The organism is Peribacillus sp. NPDC097295, from assembly GCF_044761665.1.
Lineage (GTDB): Bacteria > Bacillota > Bacilli > Bacillales > DSM-1321 > Peribacillus.
Genome location: NZ_JBIWCW010000008.1, coordinates 76,574 through 97,947, shown reverse-complemented (window position 1 = coordinate 97,947; position 21,374 = coordinate 76,574). Strand labels below are relative to the sequence as shown.

Genomic DNA, 21,374 nt, shown 5'->3' with positions numbered 1-21,374 from the left:
GAATTTATGAAAGGAGGCACTTTATCCTCCTAGCCACTTTTTCTCTCTATATATGAGGTTTTAAGATGAATGTTAAATACTCATTCTCATCATTTCCTGGTAGGCTTCGACCACTTTATTCCGAACCTCTAATGTTGCCTGCATCGTCAGACTGGCTTTTTGCGATGCAATCATCACTGTATGAAGCTCAACATCTTCTCCATTAGCTAACTTCGATGTAAGGCTGTCAGACTCAACCTGGGCTTCATTAACTTTATTCATAGATTCTTTTAATACGGACGCAAAATCTTGCTGTGCTTCGTATGGTGTACTTGTCTTACTTTGTTCACTTTTCCATGCATTTCCTGCATTAGTTACACTCGAAAGAGAAATCCCCTCCATAAATGCACTCTCCATTCAAAATTATTTACCGATTTCCAATGCTTTCATCATCATTCCCTTTGATGCATTTAAGACAGTGACATTAGCTTCATACGACCTAGTGGCACTCATTAAATCAACCATTTCTCTAAGAGGATCCACGTTTGGCATCTCTACATAACCATCTTCATTCGCGTCTGGATGATCTGGATTGTAATCCAACTCAAAAGGAGTTTCATCTTTCAAGATTCCTGATACTTTTACCCCGTCACCCGAGCTATCCTTTTTCCCGGTGGCTGCATCCAGAAAACTTGCAAAGCTGCCTTCCTTATTTTGCAGAACGACTGATTTCCTTGAATAAGGCTTCCATTCCCCCGTATCCGCATCAAACTCTGCTCGAGTTGTATCTGCATTGGCCATATTGGCAGAAATGACATCCATTCGAAGCCTTTGTGCAGTTAAAGCTGAACCCGTCGTATTAATACTTTGAAAAATCCCCATTACTTACCACCCCTAATCACTGATTCCAATGACTGGAATTTACCAGAAAGCCTATCGGTTACAGCATTATAATAAATTTGGTTCGTAGCCAGATCCGTCATTTCTTTATCAATATCCACACTGTTACCGTTACTGTTATAATTCACATTTTGCTGTGTAACAATGGAGGAGGTTGACCTACCGCCTGATTTAAAGCTAAAGTGCCTTTCGTCGGTACGATATGATTGTATGGCTGCATCAAGTTCTGTTTGAAAAGACTTTGTATTGGAGACATCTTTCGCCTTGTAATTTGGCGTATCTGAATTTGCTATATTTTGCGAAGTAACCTTTTGTTTCGTACTAGAATAATTCAGAGCGTTTTCCAGTGACTGAAAAGTATTCGAAAATAATTCCATATTATCGCTCCTTCCTTTCCATCCCAAGCAAATAATAACTTTAGTGATAAATAAACCCATTATCTAATATCCTTAATTTTAAAGAAACACTAGAACGATGTCTACAATCAATATATAGACTTTAGACCTATTATAGTCGAAAAATGTCACAAATTGCTCAAATTTAGAGCTTTGTCAGCTAATTTACTAGTCATTTGTGACGTAATATTACATTATTTTATTAATTTATCCATTTTTTATCTTCAAATACTTATTTATCATACAGAATAACAACCTAATGTACCTGATACTTTAGTACTAATTATCGACATAAAATCAAAGGTAATTTTTAACAAAAAAATCATCTTACACCTTGTCTCAAATAGTTTTCAGAATTTTTTCTTCCAAACACGGCTTGCTTTAAATATTCAAGACCAATGACTTTTTCGAAATATCTAAGTAATCCTTAAATTCGAATTCTTTCTCATTAATACTACGCCTAAAAATTTCAAAATATATTTTTGGATACATTGTATCAATTTCACATATTAAAAATTAACATTTTCTGTAAGTTCCCTTTAAAACTATCCAGATAGTTATAACAGTATAATTACCCTTTATAAGGAAAAATTAACTGTATTTTGGATAAACGCTTCTTTATCCTCATCCCACTTATTGGAATTTGATTCAAATTACCCTAAATTGTAAATTTCATTTATATTTTTACCTTCATTTACCACCCTACATGCTCTTATAACTAATCCATTTGTTTGATAACAGTCTAGGAGTTTGAACGAAGGTAAGTAAAGTTGCTGTTTAAGAATACATCTTTTGCTGATATACAGAACGTTGCACCTATATTGGGGAATTATCTTCCTGCCTCAATCACTACAAAAAAGCACGATATCTTAAGGAATAAGATATCGTGCTTTTTTGTAGTGGTCCTTTTCTAAGTTCAGAGATTGTTGCTAGGCTTTATGCTGTTAAAAATGTTGGAGTATGGAAATCTTTATCTGGGGGAAATTGAAAGACAAAAAGGGTACGGAAGTTAATTCCGTACCCTTTTTGTCTTTCATAACCCTATTCCCTAGAGTATTTTAGTTATTTTTAAGTTTTTCTAATTCGTTAAGGAATTTATCGTTCAATACTTTGATGTACGTGCCTTTCATACCTAACGAACGTGATTCGATAACTCCTGCACTTTCTAATTTTCTAAGCGCGTTTACGATAACTGAACGTGTGATACCAACCCGATCGGCAATTTTCGAAGCGACAAGTAAACCTTCGTTCCCTTTAAGCTCTTCAAAAATATGTTCAATAGCTTCTAATTCACTGTATGACAATGAAGAAATAGCCATTTGTACGACCGCTTTACTACGTGCTTCTTCTTCAATCTCTTCAGATTTTTCACGAAGGATTTCCATTCCAACCACTGTAGCGCCATATTCAGCCAAGATTAAGTCATCATCGTGGAACTTATCTTGTAAACGAGCAAGAATCAATGTTCCTAAACGTTCCCCTCCACCCATGATTGGAACGATGGTTGTTAGGCCATTTGAAAACAATTCTTTATTTTCAACTGGGAAAGCTGTATATTCGCTTTCAATATCAAGATTAGAAGATGTTTCTTGAATGTTAAATAAGTTTTTCGTGTACACTTCAGGAAATTGCTTATCTTCTAACATTTTGTACATACGTTCATTCTCGATTTGTTGGCTTACTGCTATTCCAAGTAATTTACCGCGGCGGCTAACGACGAATACGTTTGCTTCAATCACTTCACTTAAGCTTTCTGCCATTTCCTTGAAATTAACTGCTTTTCCTGCTGCTTTTTGGAGCATTGCATTAATTTTTCTTGTTTTTGCTAATAAATTCATCTGACTTGTTCCTCCTAAAAATACCATGGTTCACAATTGACTATGAAGTTGTATTTCCGTAATTTGATGTTGTTTGCTTAGGCAATGTTATTGCCGTTGGTTCATTCTATAGGATAAACTGGCTTAAGTCTTTATTACGGGCTATGGAGCCCAGCTTATCTTCGACATACTGAGGGGTAATCGTGATCTTTTCCATCGTTATGTCCGGAGCTTCAAAAGATAAATCCTCTAGAAGACGCTCAAGGATTGTATGAAGGCGCCTAGCCCCAATATTATCTGTGTTTTGATTCACCTCAAAAGCCACTTCCGCTATCTTACTAACAGCTTCGTCAGAAAATTCAATTTCTATACCTTCAGTTTCTAATAGAGCCACATATTGTTTTAAGAGAGCATTATCTGGCTCGTGTAAAATCTTCACAAAGTCTTCGACGGTCAATTTATTTAATTCCACGCGGATTGGAAAGCGTCCCTGCAGTTCAGGAATAAGATCTGATGGTTTAGCAGTATGGAAAGCACCTGCAGCAATGAAGAGTACATGATCGGTCTTAACGGAACCATATTTTGTGACAACTGTCGACCCTTCAACAATTGGCAAGATATCCCGCTGTACACCTTCTCTTGACACATCCGCTGAAGAGCTACCAGACTGCTTGCTAGCAATCTTATCAATTTCATCGATGAAAATAATCCCGTTTTGCTCGGCACCATATACAGCGTCCGAAGTTACTTCATCCATGTCAATCAATTTTGCAGCTTCCTCATTGGTCAAGACCACTCTTGCTTCACTTACTTTCAATTTACGCTTTTTATTTTTCTTGGGCATCAAGCTTCCCAATGCGTCCTGCATATTCATCCCCATTTGTTCCATTCCCGAACCTTGTAGCATGTCAAACATTGATGCTGCCTGCTCTTCCACTTCAACCGTGATCATTTCATTCTCTAACTCTCCCTTAGCCAATTGACTCGCCACAAGCTTTCTTTTTTGCTGCAGGCTTAAATCTTCGGAATTATCATTCGAATCCTGGTCAGCCTGATTGGTCCCACCTCCGAAAAATGCTTCGAGAGGATTTTTAAAATTACTCTGCTTTTTATTGGACGGTACTAGTAAATCAATTAAACGGCGATTAGCATTTTCCTCTGCCCGTTCTCTGACACTCACCATCTTTTCTTCCTTTACGAGGCGGACGGAAGTTTCCACCAAATCACGCACCATCGATTCAACATCGCGGCCAACATAACCAACTTCCGTAAATTTCGTCGCTTCCACTTTCACAAAAGGAGCACCAACCAATTTAGCCATTCTCCGAGCAATTTCTGTTTTCCCAACACCGGTCGGTCCAATCATTAATATGTTTTTCGGAACAACTTCATCACGAAGTTGTTCTGATAGTAAAGAACGGCGGAACCGATTTCGCAATGCTACTGCTACTGCTCGTTTGGCCTCACTCTGTCCTACAATATATTGATCCAGTTTCTCAACGATTTGCCTCGGTGTTAAATTAGTTTTTTTTGACATTGTGCGCTCCTCCTTACAACTCTTCCACGATTATATTCGTATTGGTAAATACACAAATTTCCGCTGCAATTTGTAAAGATGATTGGGCGATATCTTTTGCCGATAAATTTTCGCTAGAAAAACGTTTTAAAGCCCTGCCGGCAGCCAGAGCATAATTCCCACCTGAACCTATGGCCAGAATTCCGTCGTCCGGCTCGATGACTTCACCGGTACCTGAAACCAGAAGCAAGTCTTTTTTATTCATCACAATTAACATCGCTTCCAGCTTTCTTAGCACATTGTCGCTTCGCCATTGCTTTGCCATTTCAACGGCAGCACGTTGGAGATTCCCGTTGTACTCCTCTAGCTTCGCTTCGAACATTTCAAAAAGAGTGAAGGCATCCGCCACAGACCCAGCAAATCCTGCCAGGACATTACCATTAAAGATTTTCCTCACTTTTCTTGCCGTATGCTTCATCACTACTGAATTCCCTAAAGTAACCTGCCCATCACCGGACATTGCACATTCACCTTTATGATGCACTGCAAATATCGTAGTCATAAAGTGTCTCCTTTCAACTTTTAAGCTCGCGGATGTGATGCATTGTAGACTTTTTTTAATTGGTCTTTCGTTACATGCGTATACACTTGCGTAGATGAAATTTTTGAATGTCCAAGCAGTTCCTGAACCGTACGTATATCTGCCCCATTATTTAATAGATGAGTGGCAAATGAATGCCTCAGCATATGTGGGTGCAGATTTCCATCAGTGGCCGATTTTTTAATCAATTCATTTAATATATATCGGACTCCCCTTGGTGTAAGAGGTTCTCCGCGAAAGTTAACAAATAAATAAGCATGCGCCTTAGCGTCAGACGATGACATTTCCATCCTAGCTGTACGTATGTATAAATCTATCGCTTCCTGAGCATAACTGCCCACCGGGACATATCGATCTTTCTTCCCTTTTCCATGGATCAGCACGGTGCCAAGGGAGAGATCGATATCCTGTATTTTAATCTCACAGCACTCACTTACGCGAATGCCTGTAGCATACAGCAATTCCAACAGTGCAACATTTCTTATTCCAGCCGGGGTATCTTTTTTTAAAGAAGAAAACAACTGATTGACTTCCTCCTCGTAAAGAAAACGTGGCAATCTTTGTTCCTTTTTAGGTAAAGATGCAAGAGAAAAGGGATTATCCTTAACTTCGGCTTCCCGCAATAGAAATTTATAAAAACTGCGCAAACAAGATGTTTTTCTTGCTACAGTCCGCTTAGAAAGTTTTTTCTCATATAAATTCGTCAAATATAACCGGACATCCATATATTCGACTGACGCGACATCGGTAATCCGTTGTTCGTTCAGGAATAAGAAAAATTCGTGAATATCCCGCCTGTAATTTTCAATCGTGTAGTGTGAACTATTTTTTTCTATTTGTAGATATTCAATGAAGGAAGATAACGCCTTGTTTTGATTGATCATAGAAACACCTCGCAAAGGCTTATAAATAGTATCATACTTTAAAACAGCAGGCAAATGATTTTACAAACTTTTCACAAAGTTCTGAATTGTGTCTAATGCGCGATTTGCATGTGCCTCATATCGTTCCTTTTTCGACTTGATCCTTACTCCCAAATCTGGAAGGAGACCGAAGTTGGCATTCATAGGTTGAAAGCTCTTCCCGTTGGTTGACGTGATGTACCTCGCCATGCTGCCCATTGTCGTTTCAGCAGGGAAAACAATCGGCTCCATCTCTTGAACCATTCTCGCGGCATTGATACCGGCAACCAATCCTGAAGCGGCAGACTCAACGTATCCCTCTACACCCGTCATCTGACCTGCAAAGAATAAGTCATCGCGGTTTTTGAATTGATATGTTGGCTTTAGCACATTAGGCGAGTTGATGAACGTATTGCGGTGCATGACACCATAACGGACAATTTCGGCATTTTCCAATCCCGGAATCAGTTGAAGTACCTCTTTTTGAGGGCCCCATTTTAGATGTGTCTGAAAACCAACAATGTTATATAACGTTCCTGCTGCATCATCTTGACGCAATTGGACTACAGCAAATGGTCGTTTTCCTGTTTTCGGGTCTTCCAGACCAACTGGCTTCAACGGTCCGAATAACATCGTCTTTTTCCCGCGTGATGCCATCACTTCTATAGGCATACACCCTTCGAAGAAGATTTCTTTTTCGAATTCCTTAAGCGGAACCGTCTCTGCAGAAATCAACGCTTCATAAAAACGATCGAATTCTTCTTCGGTCATCGGACAATTCAGGTAAGCAGCTTCCCCTTTGTCATAACGGGACTTTAAATACACTTTATCCATATTGATGCTTTCTTTTTCAAGAATTGGAGCCGCCGCATCATAGAAATACAAATATTCTTCTTCCATTATTTGCTTTAAGCTGTCCGATAAAGCTTGGCTTGTTAATGGACCTGTAGCAATAATCGTCGGACCTTCCGGAATTTCCTTCACTTCTTCATGGATGACAGTCACATTAGGATGGTTTTTCACCCTATCCGTAACAAGACTCGAAAATTCATGTCGATCGACGGCTAATGCTCCACCAGCAGGAACAGCACAAGCGTCTGCTGCGGATATAATTACAGAATCCAATATCCGCATCTCTTCTTTTAAAACACCTACAGCATTTGTCAACGTATTTGCCCGAAGTGAATTGGAACAAACAAGTTCAGCGAATTTATCGGTATGGTGTGCAGGCGTTTGCTTCACCGGACGCATTTCGTACAAATCAACTTTTATTCCTCTTTTAGCCAATTGCCAAGCAGCTTCACTTCCTGCAAGCCCAGCACCAATAACACTTACTTTTGCCTCTTTCATATTTCGAACCTCCATGTATAGATATGATAAAACAGGAAGATTTATCATTAAAAATATTTTTACAAAATCTTCATTTTAGCGATGTGTTTATATGTATACTCCATATTATTCATTCCTGCTGATGACCATTTTGTAAGTTCATCTCTTATGGATAAATCTGTAAAGTCAGACTGTTTTAAAAACAGTAATGGACACAAAGAGGAATTATAACTTTAAATGAACGCACTTGTCCACTGAATTTTACAACACTTGACCGAAATAAAAAAGTTTCATGACTTTACCAATATATTCTGTGAGATAAAATCTCCCTTTTAACATGATATCATACCTAACAAAATATGAAGAAACCCAACTCTAACCTAGTAAATTAAACATGAAAAAGGTGAGCGTAATCGCCCACCTTCGCTTAAGCTTGAGGTACTTCTTTGAAATCACAGTCCATACACTGTACTTGTACGCCTTTTTTAAGTTTTTTCTCAACCAGCGTACCTTCACACTTCGGACAACTTCTTGGTAATGGCTTATCCCATGAAATGAAATCACACCCTGGATACGTATCACATCCATAAAACAAGCGGCGTTTTTTACTTTTCCGCTCAATGATGTTTCCTTCTTTACATTTTGGACATTTCACACCAATTTCCTTGACGATTGGCTTCGTGTTACGACAGTCAGGGAAATTACTGCATGCCATGAATTTCCCGTATCTTCCCATTTTGAAGACCATTCCATGACCGCATTCTTCACAATCTTCCCCAGCAGGCTCATCTTTAATTTCAATTTTTTCCATCTCAGCTTCGGCCTTGGCCAAATCAACAGCAAAATCTTTGTAGAAGTCATCAATGACATTGGCCCATTCGACACTTCCAGCCTCAACGCCATCAAATTCCTGTTCCATTTTGGCTGTGAATTCTGCATTAAGGATATAAGGGAAGAATTCGCGAATCAGCTCAAGGACTATTTCACCGAGTTCGGTCGGGATAAATCGTTTGTTATCAAGCGTAACGTATCCCCTTTTTTGTATAGTATCCAGAGTAGGCGCATACGTGGAGGGCCGACCTATTCCTAATTCTTCTAGCGTTTTGACAAGGCGTGCCTCTGTATAGCGGGGCGGTGGTTGCGTGAAATGTTGCTTAGGCTCAACATCTTTTGAAAAGAATTGATCGCCTTTTTTCACATCTGGAAGGGTATTCTCCTTTTCCTCCACTGAGTCATCCGTTCCCTCAACATATACCTTCATGAAACCTGGAAATTTAACTTTTGATCCATTTGCCCTGAATATGACATCTCCGTTATGCAAATCGATACTCATGGTATCCATGACTGCAGAAGACATCTGGCTTGAAACGAATCGTTCCCAAATCAATTTATATAAACGGAATTGGTCCCTCGATAAAAATTCTTTCACTAAACTTGGTTCCCGAAGGGTGCTGGTCGGTCTTACCGCTTCATGGGCATCCTGGGCATTTGTCTGTTTTTTCTCTTTGCGCTGTTCAATCTGGACGTAATCTTCACCATAACTATTTGAGATGAAAGTGTGAGCCTCAAGTTTAGCCACATCGGAGATCCGGGTTGAATCCGTTCTCATATAAGTAATCAGCCCGACTGTGCCTTCTTTTCCTAGCTCAATTCCTTCGTAAAGCTGCTGAGCGAGCATCATCGTTTTCTTGGCCCTGAAATTCAGTTTACGCGCAGCTTCCTGTTGTAGGGAAGAAGTTGTGAATGGAGCAGCTGGATTACGCTTTCTTTCCTTTTTGGTCACGGTACCGATTGTAAATTCCCCACCGCTCAAAGAATCCAGAACCTTCTTCACGTCTTCTTCGTTTTTCAACTCACTCCGTTCGCCAGCAAGGCTGAAAAAAGAACCTTCAAACTGTTCTTTACCTTTTACAAAATCAGCCTTGATTGTCCAATACTCTTCAGGAACGAAGTCTTTGATCTCTTTCTCACGATCGATGATCATTCGGACTGCAACCGATTGAACTCGTCCGGCACTCAAGCCTTTTTTTACTTTCTTCCACAAAAGCGGGGAAATATTGTATCCGACCAAACGATCCAATATCCTCCTCGCCTGCTGTGCATCAACCAATTTCATATTAATCGGCCTTGGTGATTTAAATGATTCTTTGATTGCTTCCTTCGTAATCTCATTGAATACGACGCGGCAATCCGAATTAATGTCGACATCGAGGCTATGCGCTAAATGCCAGGCAATCGCTTCACCTTCTCTGTCGGGGTCAGCTGCGAGATAGATTTTTTTCGCTTTTTTTGCGGCTGTCTTCAATTCTTTTAAAACCGGGCCTTTGCCTCGGATAGTTATATATTTAGGTTCATAGCCATGTTCAACATCGACACCCGTTTGACTTTTAGGTAGGTCGCGTACATGTCCCATGGAAGCTTTAACTTTATATTTCTTTCCCAAGTATCGCTCTATCGTCTTTGCCTTTGCGGGCGATTCCACAATCACTAAGTAATCTGACATCCAATAAATCCTCCTCAAGAGGTAATATAAATCTTCACTATTATTAATCATTCAAAAATCATTTGTCAACACCTCTTTGCTTTTCAAATCCTGCTGATTCGTCAGAATTTTGGTATTTTGACAAGAGGTGCCTGTTGCAAAACTTATATCAGTTTTACAATATTTTCAACCTTTTTGTCTAATATTTTATCCTATTCAGCTAAAAAACCACCTTTTTCACCTTAAAAAATGGATTCTTCTCCGTATATCTTCTATATTATATTGTTTTATATTCTTCCTCAATGTGAGCTGATGTCAAAATTAATTTAGCACCATCTTGAATCAATTGGTTTGTTCCTATCGATTCAGGACTGGTTATATTTCCCGGAAGTGCAAAAATATCTCTTCCTTGTTCAAGTGCAGCTTGCGCGGTGATGAGCGAACCGCTTCTTTCCTTTGCTTCTACAACGAAAATTCCCTGTGATAAACCACTAATGATTCGATTCCGGAGAGGGAACATCCAAGGTTCCGATCTTCTCGTCGGCGGTGTTTCCGAGAGTAGCAAACCCTTTTCAATGATTAATCTTGCAAGGGGGATGTTTGTTTTGGGATAAACCTGCATCAATCCCCCGCCTAAAACCCCTATCGTATGTCCGCCCTCATTCAAAGTGATTTTATGGGCTATCGCATCAATTCCAACTGCCACTCCGCTAATAATCACGAATTTTTTCTTTACAAGTGGCGTCAAAATCGATTTTAAGGCCTCCAGCCCATACGTGGTTGGATTTCGTGTACCAACGACACCTATCGTATTCTTCTTAGCTAAAAGCTGTTTATCACCTTTTAAATAAAGCACCCAAGGGGGATCGAATATCTGTTTCAGCAGATATGGATAGTCTTCATCAAAAATCGTCAGACAATGGATTTGATTATTTTCATATTGTTTTAACTTTTCAATCGTATCGTGGGAATGCAAATCTTCAAGAAAGAGCTGCAGCTTATTGGAGGGTATGGGGAGAATCTCTTTCCATTCAGCGTATGTTTTTGTAAAGAGGGAGGTGAGGGATGGGTCGGTAGCCAAAATCATTTTTATCGTTTTCCAGCCTGCACCGCGACAATGATGGAGATGGATTAATTTTTCATTTTTATTCACTTTGGAAACACTCCTTTGAGGATTTATAAAATGGAGGGATAGCTGTATTGCTTGTCGAACGAGGTCATTGCCATCTTTCGAAGGATCATTATTAAAGATTAAATAAGACCGACCAAAATCAGGTCGGCCCATCATTTATTAATGCGTTTTACAAGGTTCGTACATACCTTTTTCTTTTAAGACCGATATCAAGGTTTCGCCCATGACAGAAGGTGTTTCTGCAACTTTAATTCCGCATTCATTCATGACGCGGATTTTTTCATCGGCTGTTCCCTTGCCTCCAGAAATAATAGCGCCGGCATGACCCATACGTTTACCAGCTGGAGCCGTACGGCCACCAATGAACCCAACAACCGGTTTCGTCATATTTTCCTTTACCCAAATGGCCGCCTCTTCTTCTGCTGTGCCACCGATTTCCCCAATCATGATAACCGCATGCGTTTCTGGATCTTCATTGAACGCCTTAAGCACATCGATGAAATCCGTCCCATTGACAGGGTCCCCACCGATGCCGACTGCAGATGATTGCCCGATGCCTTCTTGTGATAATTGATGAACGGCTTCATAAGTCAATGTACCAGAACGAGAAACAACGCCGATATGACCTTTTTTATGAATATAGCCTGGCATTATCCCGATTTTACACTCATCTGGGCTTATCACGCCTGGACAGTTAGGTCCAATTAAACGTGTTTTCTTGCCTTGCATATATTTTTTGACCTTAACCATATCCAGGACTGGAATGTGCTCGGTAATACAGATGACGAGATCAACCTCCGCATCAACTGCTTCTAAAATCGCATCTGCTGCAAATGGCGCCGGTACATAGATGACCGATGCATTTGCTCCTGTTTCAGTGACAGCCTCGGAAACTGTATTATATACAGGTACCCCTTCCGCTTCCGTTCCACCTTTACCTGGAGTGACACCTGCAACGATTTTCGTACCGTATTCTAACATTTGTTTTGTATGAAATAATGCTGTTGAACCAGTGATTCCCTGAACGATCACTTTCGTATCTTTATTAATATATACGCTCATTATGTTCCCCCCTGCCTATTATCCTACAAGTGATACTATTTTTTGCGCTCCGTCTGCCATGGATTCAGCTGCGGTGATATTTAAACCTGACTCTTTCAAAATCTTTTTCCCTAAATCGACATTCGTACCTTCTAAGCGGACAACGAGTGGGACATCCAGGCCAAGCTCTTTTGCAGCAGCTACGACGCCCGTCGCGATGATGTCACATTTCATGATACCTCCGAAGATATTTACAAAGATGCCTTTTACTTTTTCATCGGAGAGGATGATTTTGAAAGCCTCTTTTACTTTTTCCTCTGTAGCGCCGCCCCCGACATCCAGGAAATTAGCTGGGTCCCCCATATAGTGTTTGATGATGTCCATCGTTGCCATAGCAAGCCCGGCACCATTAACCATACAGCCGATATTTCCGTCAAGGGATATGTAACTTAGTCCATGTTTTGAGGCTTCAATTTCCTTGGCATCTTCCTCATCTAAATCACGGTACTCGGAAATATCTTTATGACGGTATATTGCGTTATCATCGAAATTCAATTTAGCATCCAAGGCCATTACATTGCCATCGCCCGTCACGACTAACGGGTTGATTTCGGCAATCGAACAATCCTTATCAACGAATGCTGTATATAAGTTGATCATCAGTTTCGATGCTTTATTTATTAGTGAAGCAGGAATGTTAATATTGAAAGCGATTCTTCGTGCCTGGAAACCCGTTAACCCGACAACCGGGTCAATTACTTCCTTGAAGATTTTTTCAGGAGTTTTCTCAGCCACTTCTTCGATTTCCGTTCCACCTTCTTCGGAAGCCATCAATACAACACTGTCCGTTGCACGGTCCAAGACTAGACCAATGTAATATTCCTTGGTGATATCGCAGCCTTCTTCAATAAGTAAACGCTTAACTTCTTTACCTGTAGGGCCTGTTTGATGGGTCACCAACGTTTTTCCAAGAATCTCTTCTGCATATGTACGTGCTTCATCAAGATTCTTCGCAACCTTGACTCCCCCGGCTTTACCGCGGCCACCCGCATGAATTTGAGCTTTGACGACAACAACATCTGTACCTAACCCCTTCGCCGCTTCAACTGCTTCATCAACAGTAAAGGCAACTCGGCCATTTGGAACAGATACCCCGTATTGTCTCAAAATCTCTTTTCCCTGATACTCATGGATATTCATTTCCCATCCTCCTTATCTACTAAAAAACAAAAATTAAATTTGATGCGTGTTTTCTCTACCATATTACAACAAAATTCTTATTCATGCATTTTTTTCTTTACTGAGTACAAAAAATAATTATTACAATATACTTAAATAACAACCTAATATATGGATTAAAATACGATATTATTCTTCTGTTTATAATCGTTTTTTTTATAGTCGTGTTGGTGTTTTTTGGGATAATCTTCTTATTTGAAGCCATTTTTTAGGATTTCATTCTGAGTGAGCATCGGTAATTTTTCTTTTCAGACAAAAAAAAATAAAAGCATAAAGTGTCGGCTTCATCCTTTTATCTTATGTTTAGTATGTTTTTAGTATAATAATTTTTTTTACTAGTTTTTATGATTTTCATCATATTCCGACCGATTTATGCATACCCAAACAAGAAAGGTATCTTTTATTTTTTCACATCACGATCCAATTTGTAAACAAAAGCAAATACTTCTGCAACCGCACCATATAATTCTTCGGGAATCGTTTGATTAATATCCAGCTGACCTAAAAGCTCTGTTAAGGTTTCGTCCTTTTGAACGGGAATATTCAGCTCCTCGGCCTTTGCCAGGATATTATCCGCCGTCTTGCCTTTTCCTTTGGCCAACACGACAGGGGCCTGCGAAGACTTCGCATCATACTTTAAAGCAATCGCTTCTTTCCGCTTTTCCTTTTTCATATCCGAATATCCACTCCACTATAGGTTCCTGTCTCTGAGAAAGGAATGGAATTCTGCTTCGAACCCACCTTTTTTGCACGTACCGTATTCTGAAACAAAACTCCTGATAATTTGTAATCCATTGCTTGCAGTTTATCTTTCAACACGTCCAGATAATTGCTGGCTGCCGCTTCAATCATTTCATTCTGCTCATTGATGACAGTCACTTTGATGACCCGATTTTGGATTTGCATATCGATGACGGTTTCATCAAGATTCTCTAACTCTAAATAAAACAGGATTCTACAATAATCGGGATCGATCTTTCCATCCTTTGTTTTCCTACCGCTCAATTGCAACGTTAAATCCGTTTGGGAAGATCCCAAATTCAGAGGAAGTGTGAGCAGTAGATTTTGCATGGGGCCGTTATCCTGCGACAGAACCTGCTGAGCAGTGAGCCGATTCAATATTTGTTCAGCCATTTCCTTAACGGCTGACGGATGTTGTTCATTCAACAATTTAAGCAGTAAGGGCTTGAGTGTCTCCAATTCCTCGGTTAATGCTTCCAATCCTCCTCCGGACTGATTGGCGAGAACATGCTCTAATTGAAGTCCCAGCATCTTCGTCCATTCTTTCAGTTGTTGGGCCACAGCAGTGCCATTTGTAAAATCATTTAATTGAAAACCTTCATCCATCAAATGAGATAGCACAATTTCCTCCGGGTCACTAGCATGAGAGGTTACTTGGGTTTGCTTAAAAGCCTGAAGCAGAAACTCCCCCACTTTTCCCTTCGACTCCACATCCTGCCCTATATTCTTGTTTAATTGAAACAAAAGTTCATCAACTTCAGGATCGACCGCAGCCATTTTACCGTTGACAGATACTTCTGCAAATGCACGTTCAAGCAAACGGGAAGTAAGATGAATAATTTCTTCTGTGGACACTGGCTTTTGTTGGATTCCCTGCTGTAGTGTATCAGACTTCGTGCTCTTTAGTGGTTCTGATACCTGCTCCGTTTCTCCATTCACCCTTTGGCTACCAGTGGTTTGAAGCATAGTGAGAAGCCCTGGTTTCATATCCGATGAGATTCTCCCAAAAGCACGTTCAAGTAACCGGAAATTACGTCCGGACCTATGATCTATAGAAACGCCTTTTTGCTGCATTTCATCTGTTGAAACGGAAGACGTGGTCTTTCCTATCTCCGCCCCACCCCATAATTTAGAGAGACTGGATTCTATATTTCCTGCTTCATCAAGCGTTCCATTCGCTGCATTTGCAAGTAAATGCAGCCCTTGTTGTAGTTTATTTGCCGTTGGGGTTTTCAGGGTTTCAGGTATCATCACCGATTCAGCCACTGTTCTTTTCAAAAAATCAATTTCGCTCATCCCTTTTGGGACGAACCCAGTCTTTTGGAGCAAGGAAAAAGCTCCTGATTTCATTTCTGGGGTCGATTTGACATCAAGCCAAGTTGCAATAAGTCTTTGCAATCCAGTTTGTTGCATTTGATCTTGCTTGGTAATATGTAGGGACTCCAAGACGCCTTTTAACTGCGCTACCGTCTTTGTATCAGTTCCATACGCCGTTATTTGCTGTTGCAGTCCACTTAGCAGCTTATGGAAAGGTTCATTTTTTGCTTGCTCGGTCAAAGCAAAAAATACATCCTTAACAAAAGGTAACTGCTGGGTAAACATTGTTTTAATGACTGATAGACCTGATTCGGTTGTATCCGCTGCTTTTACCCATTGCAAAGCTGACGAGAAAATCTCTTTGGTAACAGGGAATTGATTCCTCAGTAAAAACTCGGCCAGCTTTGCAGACTCTGGTTCTGACTGAACACCGAGATGGACCAGTAGTTGGGCCGACGCTCCCTTTACATACGAAAGTTTTACATTCGGGGAATCAAGTACTTTCAATACAAGCTGCCCCTCTGTCGGCTGAACTTGAAGCCAATACCTTTCTCCTGCCTGGAGTGGGACGTCTAGGTGCGCAATCATTTTTTGTTGGCCAATCTGCACTTCGGCTGTTTGATTCGGAAAGATCTTATTCACTTTTCCAAAAAGAATTTGGCCACTTTTTAAACTCGTGCTTCCCTGTATCTCGGTAGGCGTGGACACAGACTGACCATTTGTAATCGATTGCATCCCCTCTTCCTCCTTTACTCCTTATTTTCTTGCTGCAATTTCCTTCACAGGTGCGAAACTTCTTCTATGCCAAGGCGTAAGCCCGTGCTTCTCGAGAGCTTCTAAGTGTTGGCTCGTACCATAGCCCATATGCTTTTCAAATCCATACTCCGGATACTTTACGCCATATTCCATCATCATTCGGTCACGCGTCACTTTAGCAACGATAGAGGCCGCTGATATGGTGATGCTTCTAGCGTCGCCTTTTATTAGCGAAAGTTGAGGGATGGGGATATCTAGTTCCATCGCATCGATCAGTAAATGATCCGGCAATTCCGAGAGATTGTTCACTGCTGCCATCATGGCCTTTTTCGTAGCCTGATAGATATTTATTTCGTCAATTTTCTCGCTATGTACGATGCCTACCCCAATAGATATCGCTTCTTTATAAATGGTCTCATAAAATTGTTCCCTTTTGGACTCCGAAATTTTCTTGGAGTCATTCAACCCTGGCAGATAAAAATCCTCCGGTAGAATCACCGCACTTGTCACTACCGGTCCAGCCAAAGGACCTCTCCCTACTTCATCTATTCCTGCAAGAATCGAAAAACCCTGTTTACGCAGCTCCCTCTCAAACTCAGACATTTGTAAGAAAGTATTCCTGACCTGCCTAGCTTTTTCATAGGATTTGTTCCATTTATTGAGTAAATCGGCAACTCCCTTGCGCGTATCCTCCCGGCATTCTTGTAAGAAGGGGTCTTCTGGATCGCTTATGGTTTTTAATCTTGTAGAAATTTCATTAATTTTCATGGTAGTTTTCATCATTTATCACCCATCATTATAAGTATCGGCAGGGACGCTGCATTTCTATAGTTCAATCAAAAATACGGAGCCGAAAAGAGTCATCAGTAGGTTTGAATCAATCTACTGATGACTATAATCCAGCTCCGTGTTTATTCTGTTGCACAGCACAGCCTAGCCTATCAAATAGTAGCCGGCCTGTGTCTTCAAATTTATTTCCATGACAGAAATTATTCGGGGGTGCTTTCTTCTTGTTCTTCTTTTGGCGGAAGTTCAAATGTAAGGGGACCCATCTTTTCCGAACGAATCTCTCGTACCACGAGGTCCGCTGTCTTATCGTAATCAATGTAGCCTCCGGAAGCTATACAGCCCCTGAACTTGCCAACTGCGTCAAAAAGTTCCAGCGTTTCTTGCGGAATCTCATCAAGATTATACCGTGATTTCAAGCGATCCGGGTATTCTTTTTCCAAGAAGCGAAGGCCGTAGAGAGAAACTTCGTGCAAGTTCAAAATGGTATCCTTGATGGCACCTGTTAAGGCCAGTCTCAAACCGACTTCCTGATCCTCGAATTTAGGCCAAAGAATCCCCGGCGTATCTAAGAGTTCCAGTTCCTTACCAAACTTTATCCATTGTTGAGCTTTCGTGACACCAGGTGTGTTACCTGTTTTGGCAATGTTCTTCCTAGCAAGCCGATTGATCAGCGTGGATTTCCCGACGTTCGGAATCCCGACAATCATCGCACGAATCGCACGTGGCTTGATTCCTCTAGACTCCATCCGGTCATACTTCTCTTTCAAGAGGATTTTAGAAGTCGTTGTAATCTGGTGCAAGCCGTTTCCTGCCTGTGAGTTAATGGCAATCGCCGTTTTACCTTGTGATTTATAATAGTCCAGCCACTGATTGGTTTTGACCGGATCAGCCATATCAGCTTTATTCAATAAGATGAGCCTTGGTTTATGCTGGATGATTTCATCAATCATGGGATTCCTTGAAGATGCCGGAATCCGTGCATCCACAAGTTCAAATATGATGTCGACCAGTTTTAATTTTTCTGTTACTTCCCGTCTTGCTTTGGCCATATGGCCAGGGAACCACTGTATTGTCAATGGAATCCACCTTCCTACTATTCCACCAATCGAAAGTCTTTGATTGGCCAATAAACTAATTTAGTTTTGCCTAATACTTCTCGGTACGATACAACACCGATATGACGGCTGTCCTTGCTGAAGCGACGATTATCCCCCAAAACAAATAAGTGGCCTTCTGGCACTGTTTCTTGTTCAATGATATCACTTAATGTAAAAGGTTCAGTCAAAGGTCCGCCATCAATCAATTGCTTTTTATATTCTTCCAAATATGGTTCATCATATGCTTTTCCATTCACATAAAGTATATCATCTTTATACTCCACCTTCTCACCCGGCAGACCGATGACCCGTTTTACATAATCCTTGCCTTCCGCAGCTTCAAAGACAATGATATCGAATCTTTTTGGTTCACCAACTGAATAAGCGAATTTATTTACGAGCATGCGCTCTGTATCCTTTAAGGTCGGCATCATGGAAAAGCCATCCACATAGATCGGGGCCAAAAGGAAATAACGAATAAGCATTACTGAAATCACCGCGATAAGGGCTGCCTTCGTCCATTCCCACAATTCATTTTTCTTTTTCGCCATCCTTACCACCCTTTTAGAAAAGCATATCATCAACCATTTTAACATGTTACCGACGCTATAGCGAGCAGGTTTGGAGTCCTTCTCACTTCTTTTTTAAGGATGTTTTTATTCATTTCAATTACAAAAAAAGGAGCCTGTTTAACAGGCTCCTTTTTTTGGTTTTGCACCTTATGTGGATCATGGTAAACCCGCATAGAGATATTCGAAGAATTAACGACGAATTTCTTTAATACGTGCTTTTTTACCACGAAGTTCGCGTAGGTAATAAAGTTTCGCACGACGTACTTTACCGTGACGGATAACTTCTAATTTCGCAATTTTTGGTGTGTGAACAGGGAAAGCACGTTCTACTCCAACGCCGTAAGAAATCTTACGTACTGTGAAAGTTTCACTAACTCCGCCGCCACGACGTTTGATTACAACGCCTTCAAACAACTGAATACGTTCGCGAGTTCCTTCAATAACCTTAACGTGTACACGTACTGTGTCACCAGGTCTGAATGATGGAAGATCTGTGCGAAGTTGTTCTTTTGTGATTTCGTTAATAAGATTTTGCATGAATTCCAACTCCTCCTGGACGCTCTTGCAAATACTAAATTGTTTTGCAGCGGAACATCGATATAAGACCGGACTTTTGTCCAAGTCACAAGATTTATCCTACCATACTATATACTATGATGCAATAGGATCATTCTTCTTTTTGAATCTCTAATAGTAATTTTTTTTCGAGTTCCGAGAGTTCATAGCTTTCAAGCAAATCGGGTCGTCTCTGCCATGTCCTTCGTAGTGACTCTTTCATCCGCCATTCATCTATCTTTTTATGATTTCCGGATATGAGCGGATCCGGAACTTTCATGCCCCGGAAATCTGCAGGTCTAGTGTAATGGGGATGCTCTAATAAACCAGAAGAATATGAATCGAGAATCGGGGAATCGACATTTCCAAGAACACCCGGCAGCAAGCGGACAACGCTATCTATAATGACCATGGCCCCCAATTCCCCACCTGTAAGCACATAATCGCCTATTGATATCTCATCCGTGACGATATGCTCCCTGATGCGCTCATCATATCCTTCGTAATGACCGCAAACGAAAATGAGATGTTCTTCCTTTGCAAGCTCTTCCGCTTTTTTCTGCGTGTATCGCTCTCCCTGAGGGCAAAGAAGCACGACCCTAGGTTGTAGGTCACCTTGACCTTTAATGGCTTCTACAGCGTCAAAAATGGGCTGTGCCTTGAGCACCATGCCTGCACCACCACCATAAGGGTAATCGTCGACTGTTGAATGCTTATTATCGGCGTAATCCCGGAAATTGGTCACACGATAGCTGACAGCCTGCTTATCTGCTGCCTTTTTTAAAATCGACGAACCAAGTACTCCTTCGAACATTTCTGGAAAAAGCGAAAGTACATCGATTTTCATCAGTCCAAAAGTCCTTCCATTGGTGTGATGATAACCCTTTTAGCGGAGATGTCGACTTCCTTTACGATTTGGTCGATATACGGTATAAGGACATCTTTGCCTGCCGTTCTTTTAATGACCCAAACATCGTTGGCACCTGGAGTCAGTACCTCCACGATTTCCCCTATTTCCTCTTCTTCATCCGTAAATACCTTACAGCCAATGATTTCGTGGAAGAAGAATTCACCTTCATCCAGTTTGCCTAGCTGCGATTCCTTTATTTTCAGAATCCCGTTTTTGAAAACTTCGACCTGTCCGACGTTGTAGTAGTTTTCAAACGTCAATAGATTAAAGTTTTTATGGGTACGGTGTGACCTGATGGTAAGCGGCAATGGTTTTTTCTCTGTTTCCCTGAACAAATACAGCGTATTGCCAACTTTGTACCGTTTTTCAGGGAAGTCTGTTGATGAAATAACACGGACTTCACCTAGAAGACCATGTGTATTGACGATTTTACCTACATTAAACCAGTTTTCCATTCTTTCACCTCTAACGAATTTCCGAGACGATTCCATCTTTAATGACGATTGTCTTCGTTGTCATAAGATCGTCCCAATCTGCCCCGATTTCTACATCTATGATGCTTTGGACTTCCCGCTCTTTCAGTTCGCTTCCAATAGGAAGGATCTCCAACTGTTCCATTTGAAATTCTAGCAGTTTGATTTTTTCCTGCCTTTGATTAATTTCCTTTTCAAAGTGGGCACGGAGACTTGCAGGCTGAAGGTTACGGGTTTTTTCAAGTTTTTTCAATTCAAAACGAAGCTGTTCACTCTCTTTTTGAAGTTGTAGTCGTTTTGATTTGTACTTATTGAGGAGCTGATTCTTGCTGGATTCCGTTAATACTTGGTTAACGATTACATTTTGGAGAATTTTCATTCCAGCACCTCCTATTATCTATGATTTCTTATTTCGGTCAAAAAATATGTATGATAGGGTAACCTTTTGAAAAAATGAGGGTCATTCTCTTAAGTATAACGTAAAATGGTAAAAGATGTGTCTCAAAAGGATGAAATTAAATCTCGATCCAATTAGATAGCAATCAGACCCGGGATTTACCTTTCTTGAAGTACAAAAAAAGGAGGGGATTAGCCCTCCTTATTCGGAAATCTCCAAATAGATTTTCTTCTGCTGTGAAGATCCTGCTGCATATACCACAGTTCGAATCGCCTTAGCAACACGCCCTTGTTTACCGATGACTTTGCCCATGTCCTCCCTATGAACGGAGAGGACATAAACAACCCGATCGGATTCTTCCTTCGAAGTCACAATAACCTCTTCCGGATGATCCACAAGTGCAGAAACAATCGTTTCAATTAAAGATTTCATCA

The 21,374-nt window shown here is 40.7% G+C and carries 22 protein-coding genes; all 22 read right to left on the bottom strand.

All coding sequences use genetic code 11. The annotated features are described in order from the left end of the window. Positions 1-72 precede the first annotated feature (72 nt). The 22 genes from fliE to ACIQXN_RS14620 all read right to left on the bottom strand — a co-directional run bounded on the left by fliE (position 73) and on the right by ACIQXN_RS14620 (position 21,372). On the bottom strand, positions 73-381 hold the full coding sequence (gene fliE / locus ACIQXN_RS14725) for a flagellar hook-basal body complex protein FliE (protein WP_402967872.1): 309 nt from the start codon (positions 379-381) through the stop codon (positions 73-75). A gap of 21 nt (positions 382-402) precedes the next feature. Further along, entirely contained in the window at positions 403-861 is a 459-nt protein-coding gene (gene flgC / locus ACIQXN_RS14720; protein WP_402967869.1) for a flagellar basal body rod protein FlgC, read from the bottom strand. Further along, complete coding sequence (gene flgB / locus ACIQXN_RS14715) at positions 861-1,256, bottom strand: flagellar basal body rod protein FlgB (protein WP_402967866.1); 396 nt, start codon at positions 1,254-1,256, stop codon at positions 861-863. The genes flgC and flgB overlap by 1 nt, the downstream gene beginning before the upstream one ends. 1,076 nt (positions 1,257-2,332) lie before the next feature. Next, the gene (gene codY, locus ACIQXN_RS14710) at positions 2,333-3,112 is read right to left on the bottom strand and encodes a GTP-sensing pleiotropic transcriptional regulator CodY (protein ID WP_402967863.1); all 780 of its coding nucleotides are present in this window, start codon (positions 3,110-3,112) and stop codon (positions 2,333-2,335) included. Positions 3,113-3,218: 106 nt separating this feature from the next. Further along, on the bottom strand, positions 3,219-4,628 hold the full coding sequence (hslU, locus tag ACIQXN_RS14705) for an ATP-dependent protease ATPase subunit HslU (protein ID WP_402967860.1): 1,410 nt from the start codon (positions 4,626-4,628) through the stop codon (positions 3,219-3,221). Between the two features lie 13 nt (positions 4,629-4,641). Continuing rightward, complete coding sequence (gene hslV / locus ACIQXN_RS14700; protein WP_402967856.1) at positions 4,642-5,169, bottom strand: HslVU peptidase proteolytic subunit; 528 nt, start codon at positions 5,167-5,169, stop codon at positions 4,642-4,644. A 20-nt stretch (positions 5,170-5,189) separates the two neighbouring features. Beyond that, positions 5,190-6,092 carry a tyrosine recombinase XerC gene (gene xerC / locus ACIQXN_RS14695; RefSeq protein ID WP_402967853.1) on the bottom strand — a complete coding sequence of 301 codons (903 nt, stop codon included), beginning with the start codon at positions 6,090-6,092 and terminating at the stop codon, positions 5,190-5,192. Positions 6,093-6,152: 60 nt separating this feature from the next. After that, the gene (trmFO, locus tag ACIQXN_RS14690) at positions 6,153-7,475 is read right to left on the bottom strand and encodes an FADH(2)-oxidizing methylenetetrahydrofolate--tRNA-(uracil(54)-C(5))-methyltransferase TrmFO (RefSeq protein ID WP_402967850.1); all 1,323 of its coding nucleotides are present in this window, start codon (positions 7,473-7,475) and stop codon (positions 6,153-6,155) included. A gap of 391 nt (positions 7,476-7,866) precedes the next feature. Further along, positions 7,867-9,942 (bottom strand): type I DNA topoisomerase, encoded by a 2,076-nt coding sequence (topA, locus tag ACIQXN_RS14685; RefSeq protein ID WP_402967847.1) that lies wholly within the window; start codon positions 9,940-9,942, stop codon positions 7,867-7,869. A 256-nt stretch (positions 9,943-10,198) separates the two neighbouring features. Further along, positions 10,199-11,074 (bottom strand): DNA-processing protein DprA, encoded by an 876-nt coding sequence (gene dprA / locus ACIQXN_RS14680; RefSeq protein ID WP_402967844.1) that lies wholly within the window; start codon positions 11,072-11,074, stop codon positions 10,199-10,201. A gap of 138 nt (positions 11,075-11,212) precedes the next feature. Continuing rightward, the gene (sucD, locus tag ACIQXN_RS14675) at positions 11,213-12,115 is read right to left on the bottom strand and encodes a succinate--CoA ligase subunit alpha (protein ID WP_402967841.1); all 903 of its coding nucleotides are present in this window, start codon (positions 12,113-12,115) and stop codon (positions 11,213-11,215) included. Between the two features lie 18 nt (positions 12,116-12,133). After that, the gene (sucC, locus tag ACIQXN_RS14670; protein ID WP_402967838.1) at positions 12,134-13,294 is read right to left on the bottom strand and encodes an ADP-forming succinate--CoA ligase subunit beta; all 1,161 of its coding nucleotides are present in this window, start codon (positions 13,292-13,294) and stop codon (positions 12,134-12,136) included. A gap of 439 nt (positions 13,295-13,733) precedes the next feature. Beyond that, positions 13,734-14,006, bottom strand: coding sequence for an EscU/YscU/HrcU family type III secretion system export apparatus switch protein (locus tag ACIQXN_RS14665; RefSeq protein ID WP_402967835.1), 273 nt, complete (start codon positions 14,004-14,006; stop codon positions 13,734-13,736). After that, entirely contained in the window at positions 14,003-16,126 is a 2,124-nt protein-coding gene (locus ACIQXN_RS14660; protein ID WP_402967832.1) for a hypothetical protein, read from the bottom strand. The genes ACIQXN_RS14665 and ACIQXN_RS14660 overlap by 4 nt, the downstream gene beginning before the upstream one ends. 21 nt (positions 16,127-16,147) lie before the next feature. Continuing rightward, positions 16,148-16,930, bottom strand: coding sequence for a ribonuclease HII (locus tag ACIQXN_RS14655; protein ID WP_402967829.1), 783 nt, complete (start codon positions 16,928-16,930; stop codon positions 16,148-16,150). Between the two features lie 206 nt (positions 16,931-17,136). Continuing rightward, on the bottom strand, positions 17,137-18,012 hold the full coding sequence (ylqF, locus tag ACIQXN_RS14650; RefSeq protein ID WP_402967826.1) for a ribosome biogenesis GTPase YlqF: 876 nt from the start codon (positions 18,010-18,012) through the stop codon (positions 17,137-17,139). 17 nt (positions 18,013-18,029) lie between these two features. After that, a complete protein-coding gene (gene lepB, locus ACIQXN_RS14645) occupies positions 18,030-18,584 on the bottom strand; it encodes a signal peptidase I (RefSeq protein WP_402967823.1) in 555 nt (184 codons plus the stop codon). Positions 18,585-18,794: 210 nt separating this feature from the next. Beyond that, positions 18,795-19,142 (bottom strand): 50S ribosomal protein L19, encoded by a 348-nt coding sequence (gene rplS / locus ACIQXN_RS14640; protein WP_402868296.1) that lies wholly within the window; start codon positions 19,140-19,142, stop codon positions 18,795-18,797. Positions 19,143-19,272: 130 nt separating this feature from the next. Beyond that, positions 19,273-20,007: a tRNA (guanosine(37)-N1)-methyltransferase TrmD gene (trmD, locus tag ACIQXN_RS14635; protein ID WP_402967819.1), complete on the bottom strand. Its 735-nt coding sequence runs from the start codon at positions 20,005-20,007 to the stop codon at positions 19,273-19,275. Beyond that, the gene (gene rimM, locus ACIQXN_RS14630; RefSeq protein WP_402967816.1) at positions 20,007-20,525 is read right to left on the bottom strand and encodes a ribosome maturation factor RimM; all 519 of its coding nucleotides are present in this window, start codon (positions 20,523-20,525) and stop codon (positions 20,007-20,009) included. Before rimM ends, trmD begins: the two co-directional genes overlap by 1 nt. A 10-nt stretch (positions 20,526-20,535) precedes the next feature. Next, positions 20,536-20,922, bottom strand: a complete 387-nt coding sequence (locus tag ACIQXN_RS14625) for a YlqD family protein (protein WP_402967813.1) — start codon at positions 20,920-20,922, stop codon at positions 20,536-20,538. A gap of 219 nt (positions 20,923-21,141) precedes the next feature. Continuing rightward, positions 21,142-21,372: a KH domain-containing protein gene (locus ACIQXN_RS14620; protein ID WP_402967810.1), complete on the bottom strand. Its 231-nt coding sequence runs from the start codon at positions 21,370-21,372 to the stop codon at positions 21,142-21,144. Between the last annotated feature and the right edge of the window lie 2 nt (positions 21,373-21,374).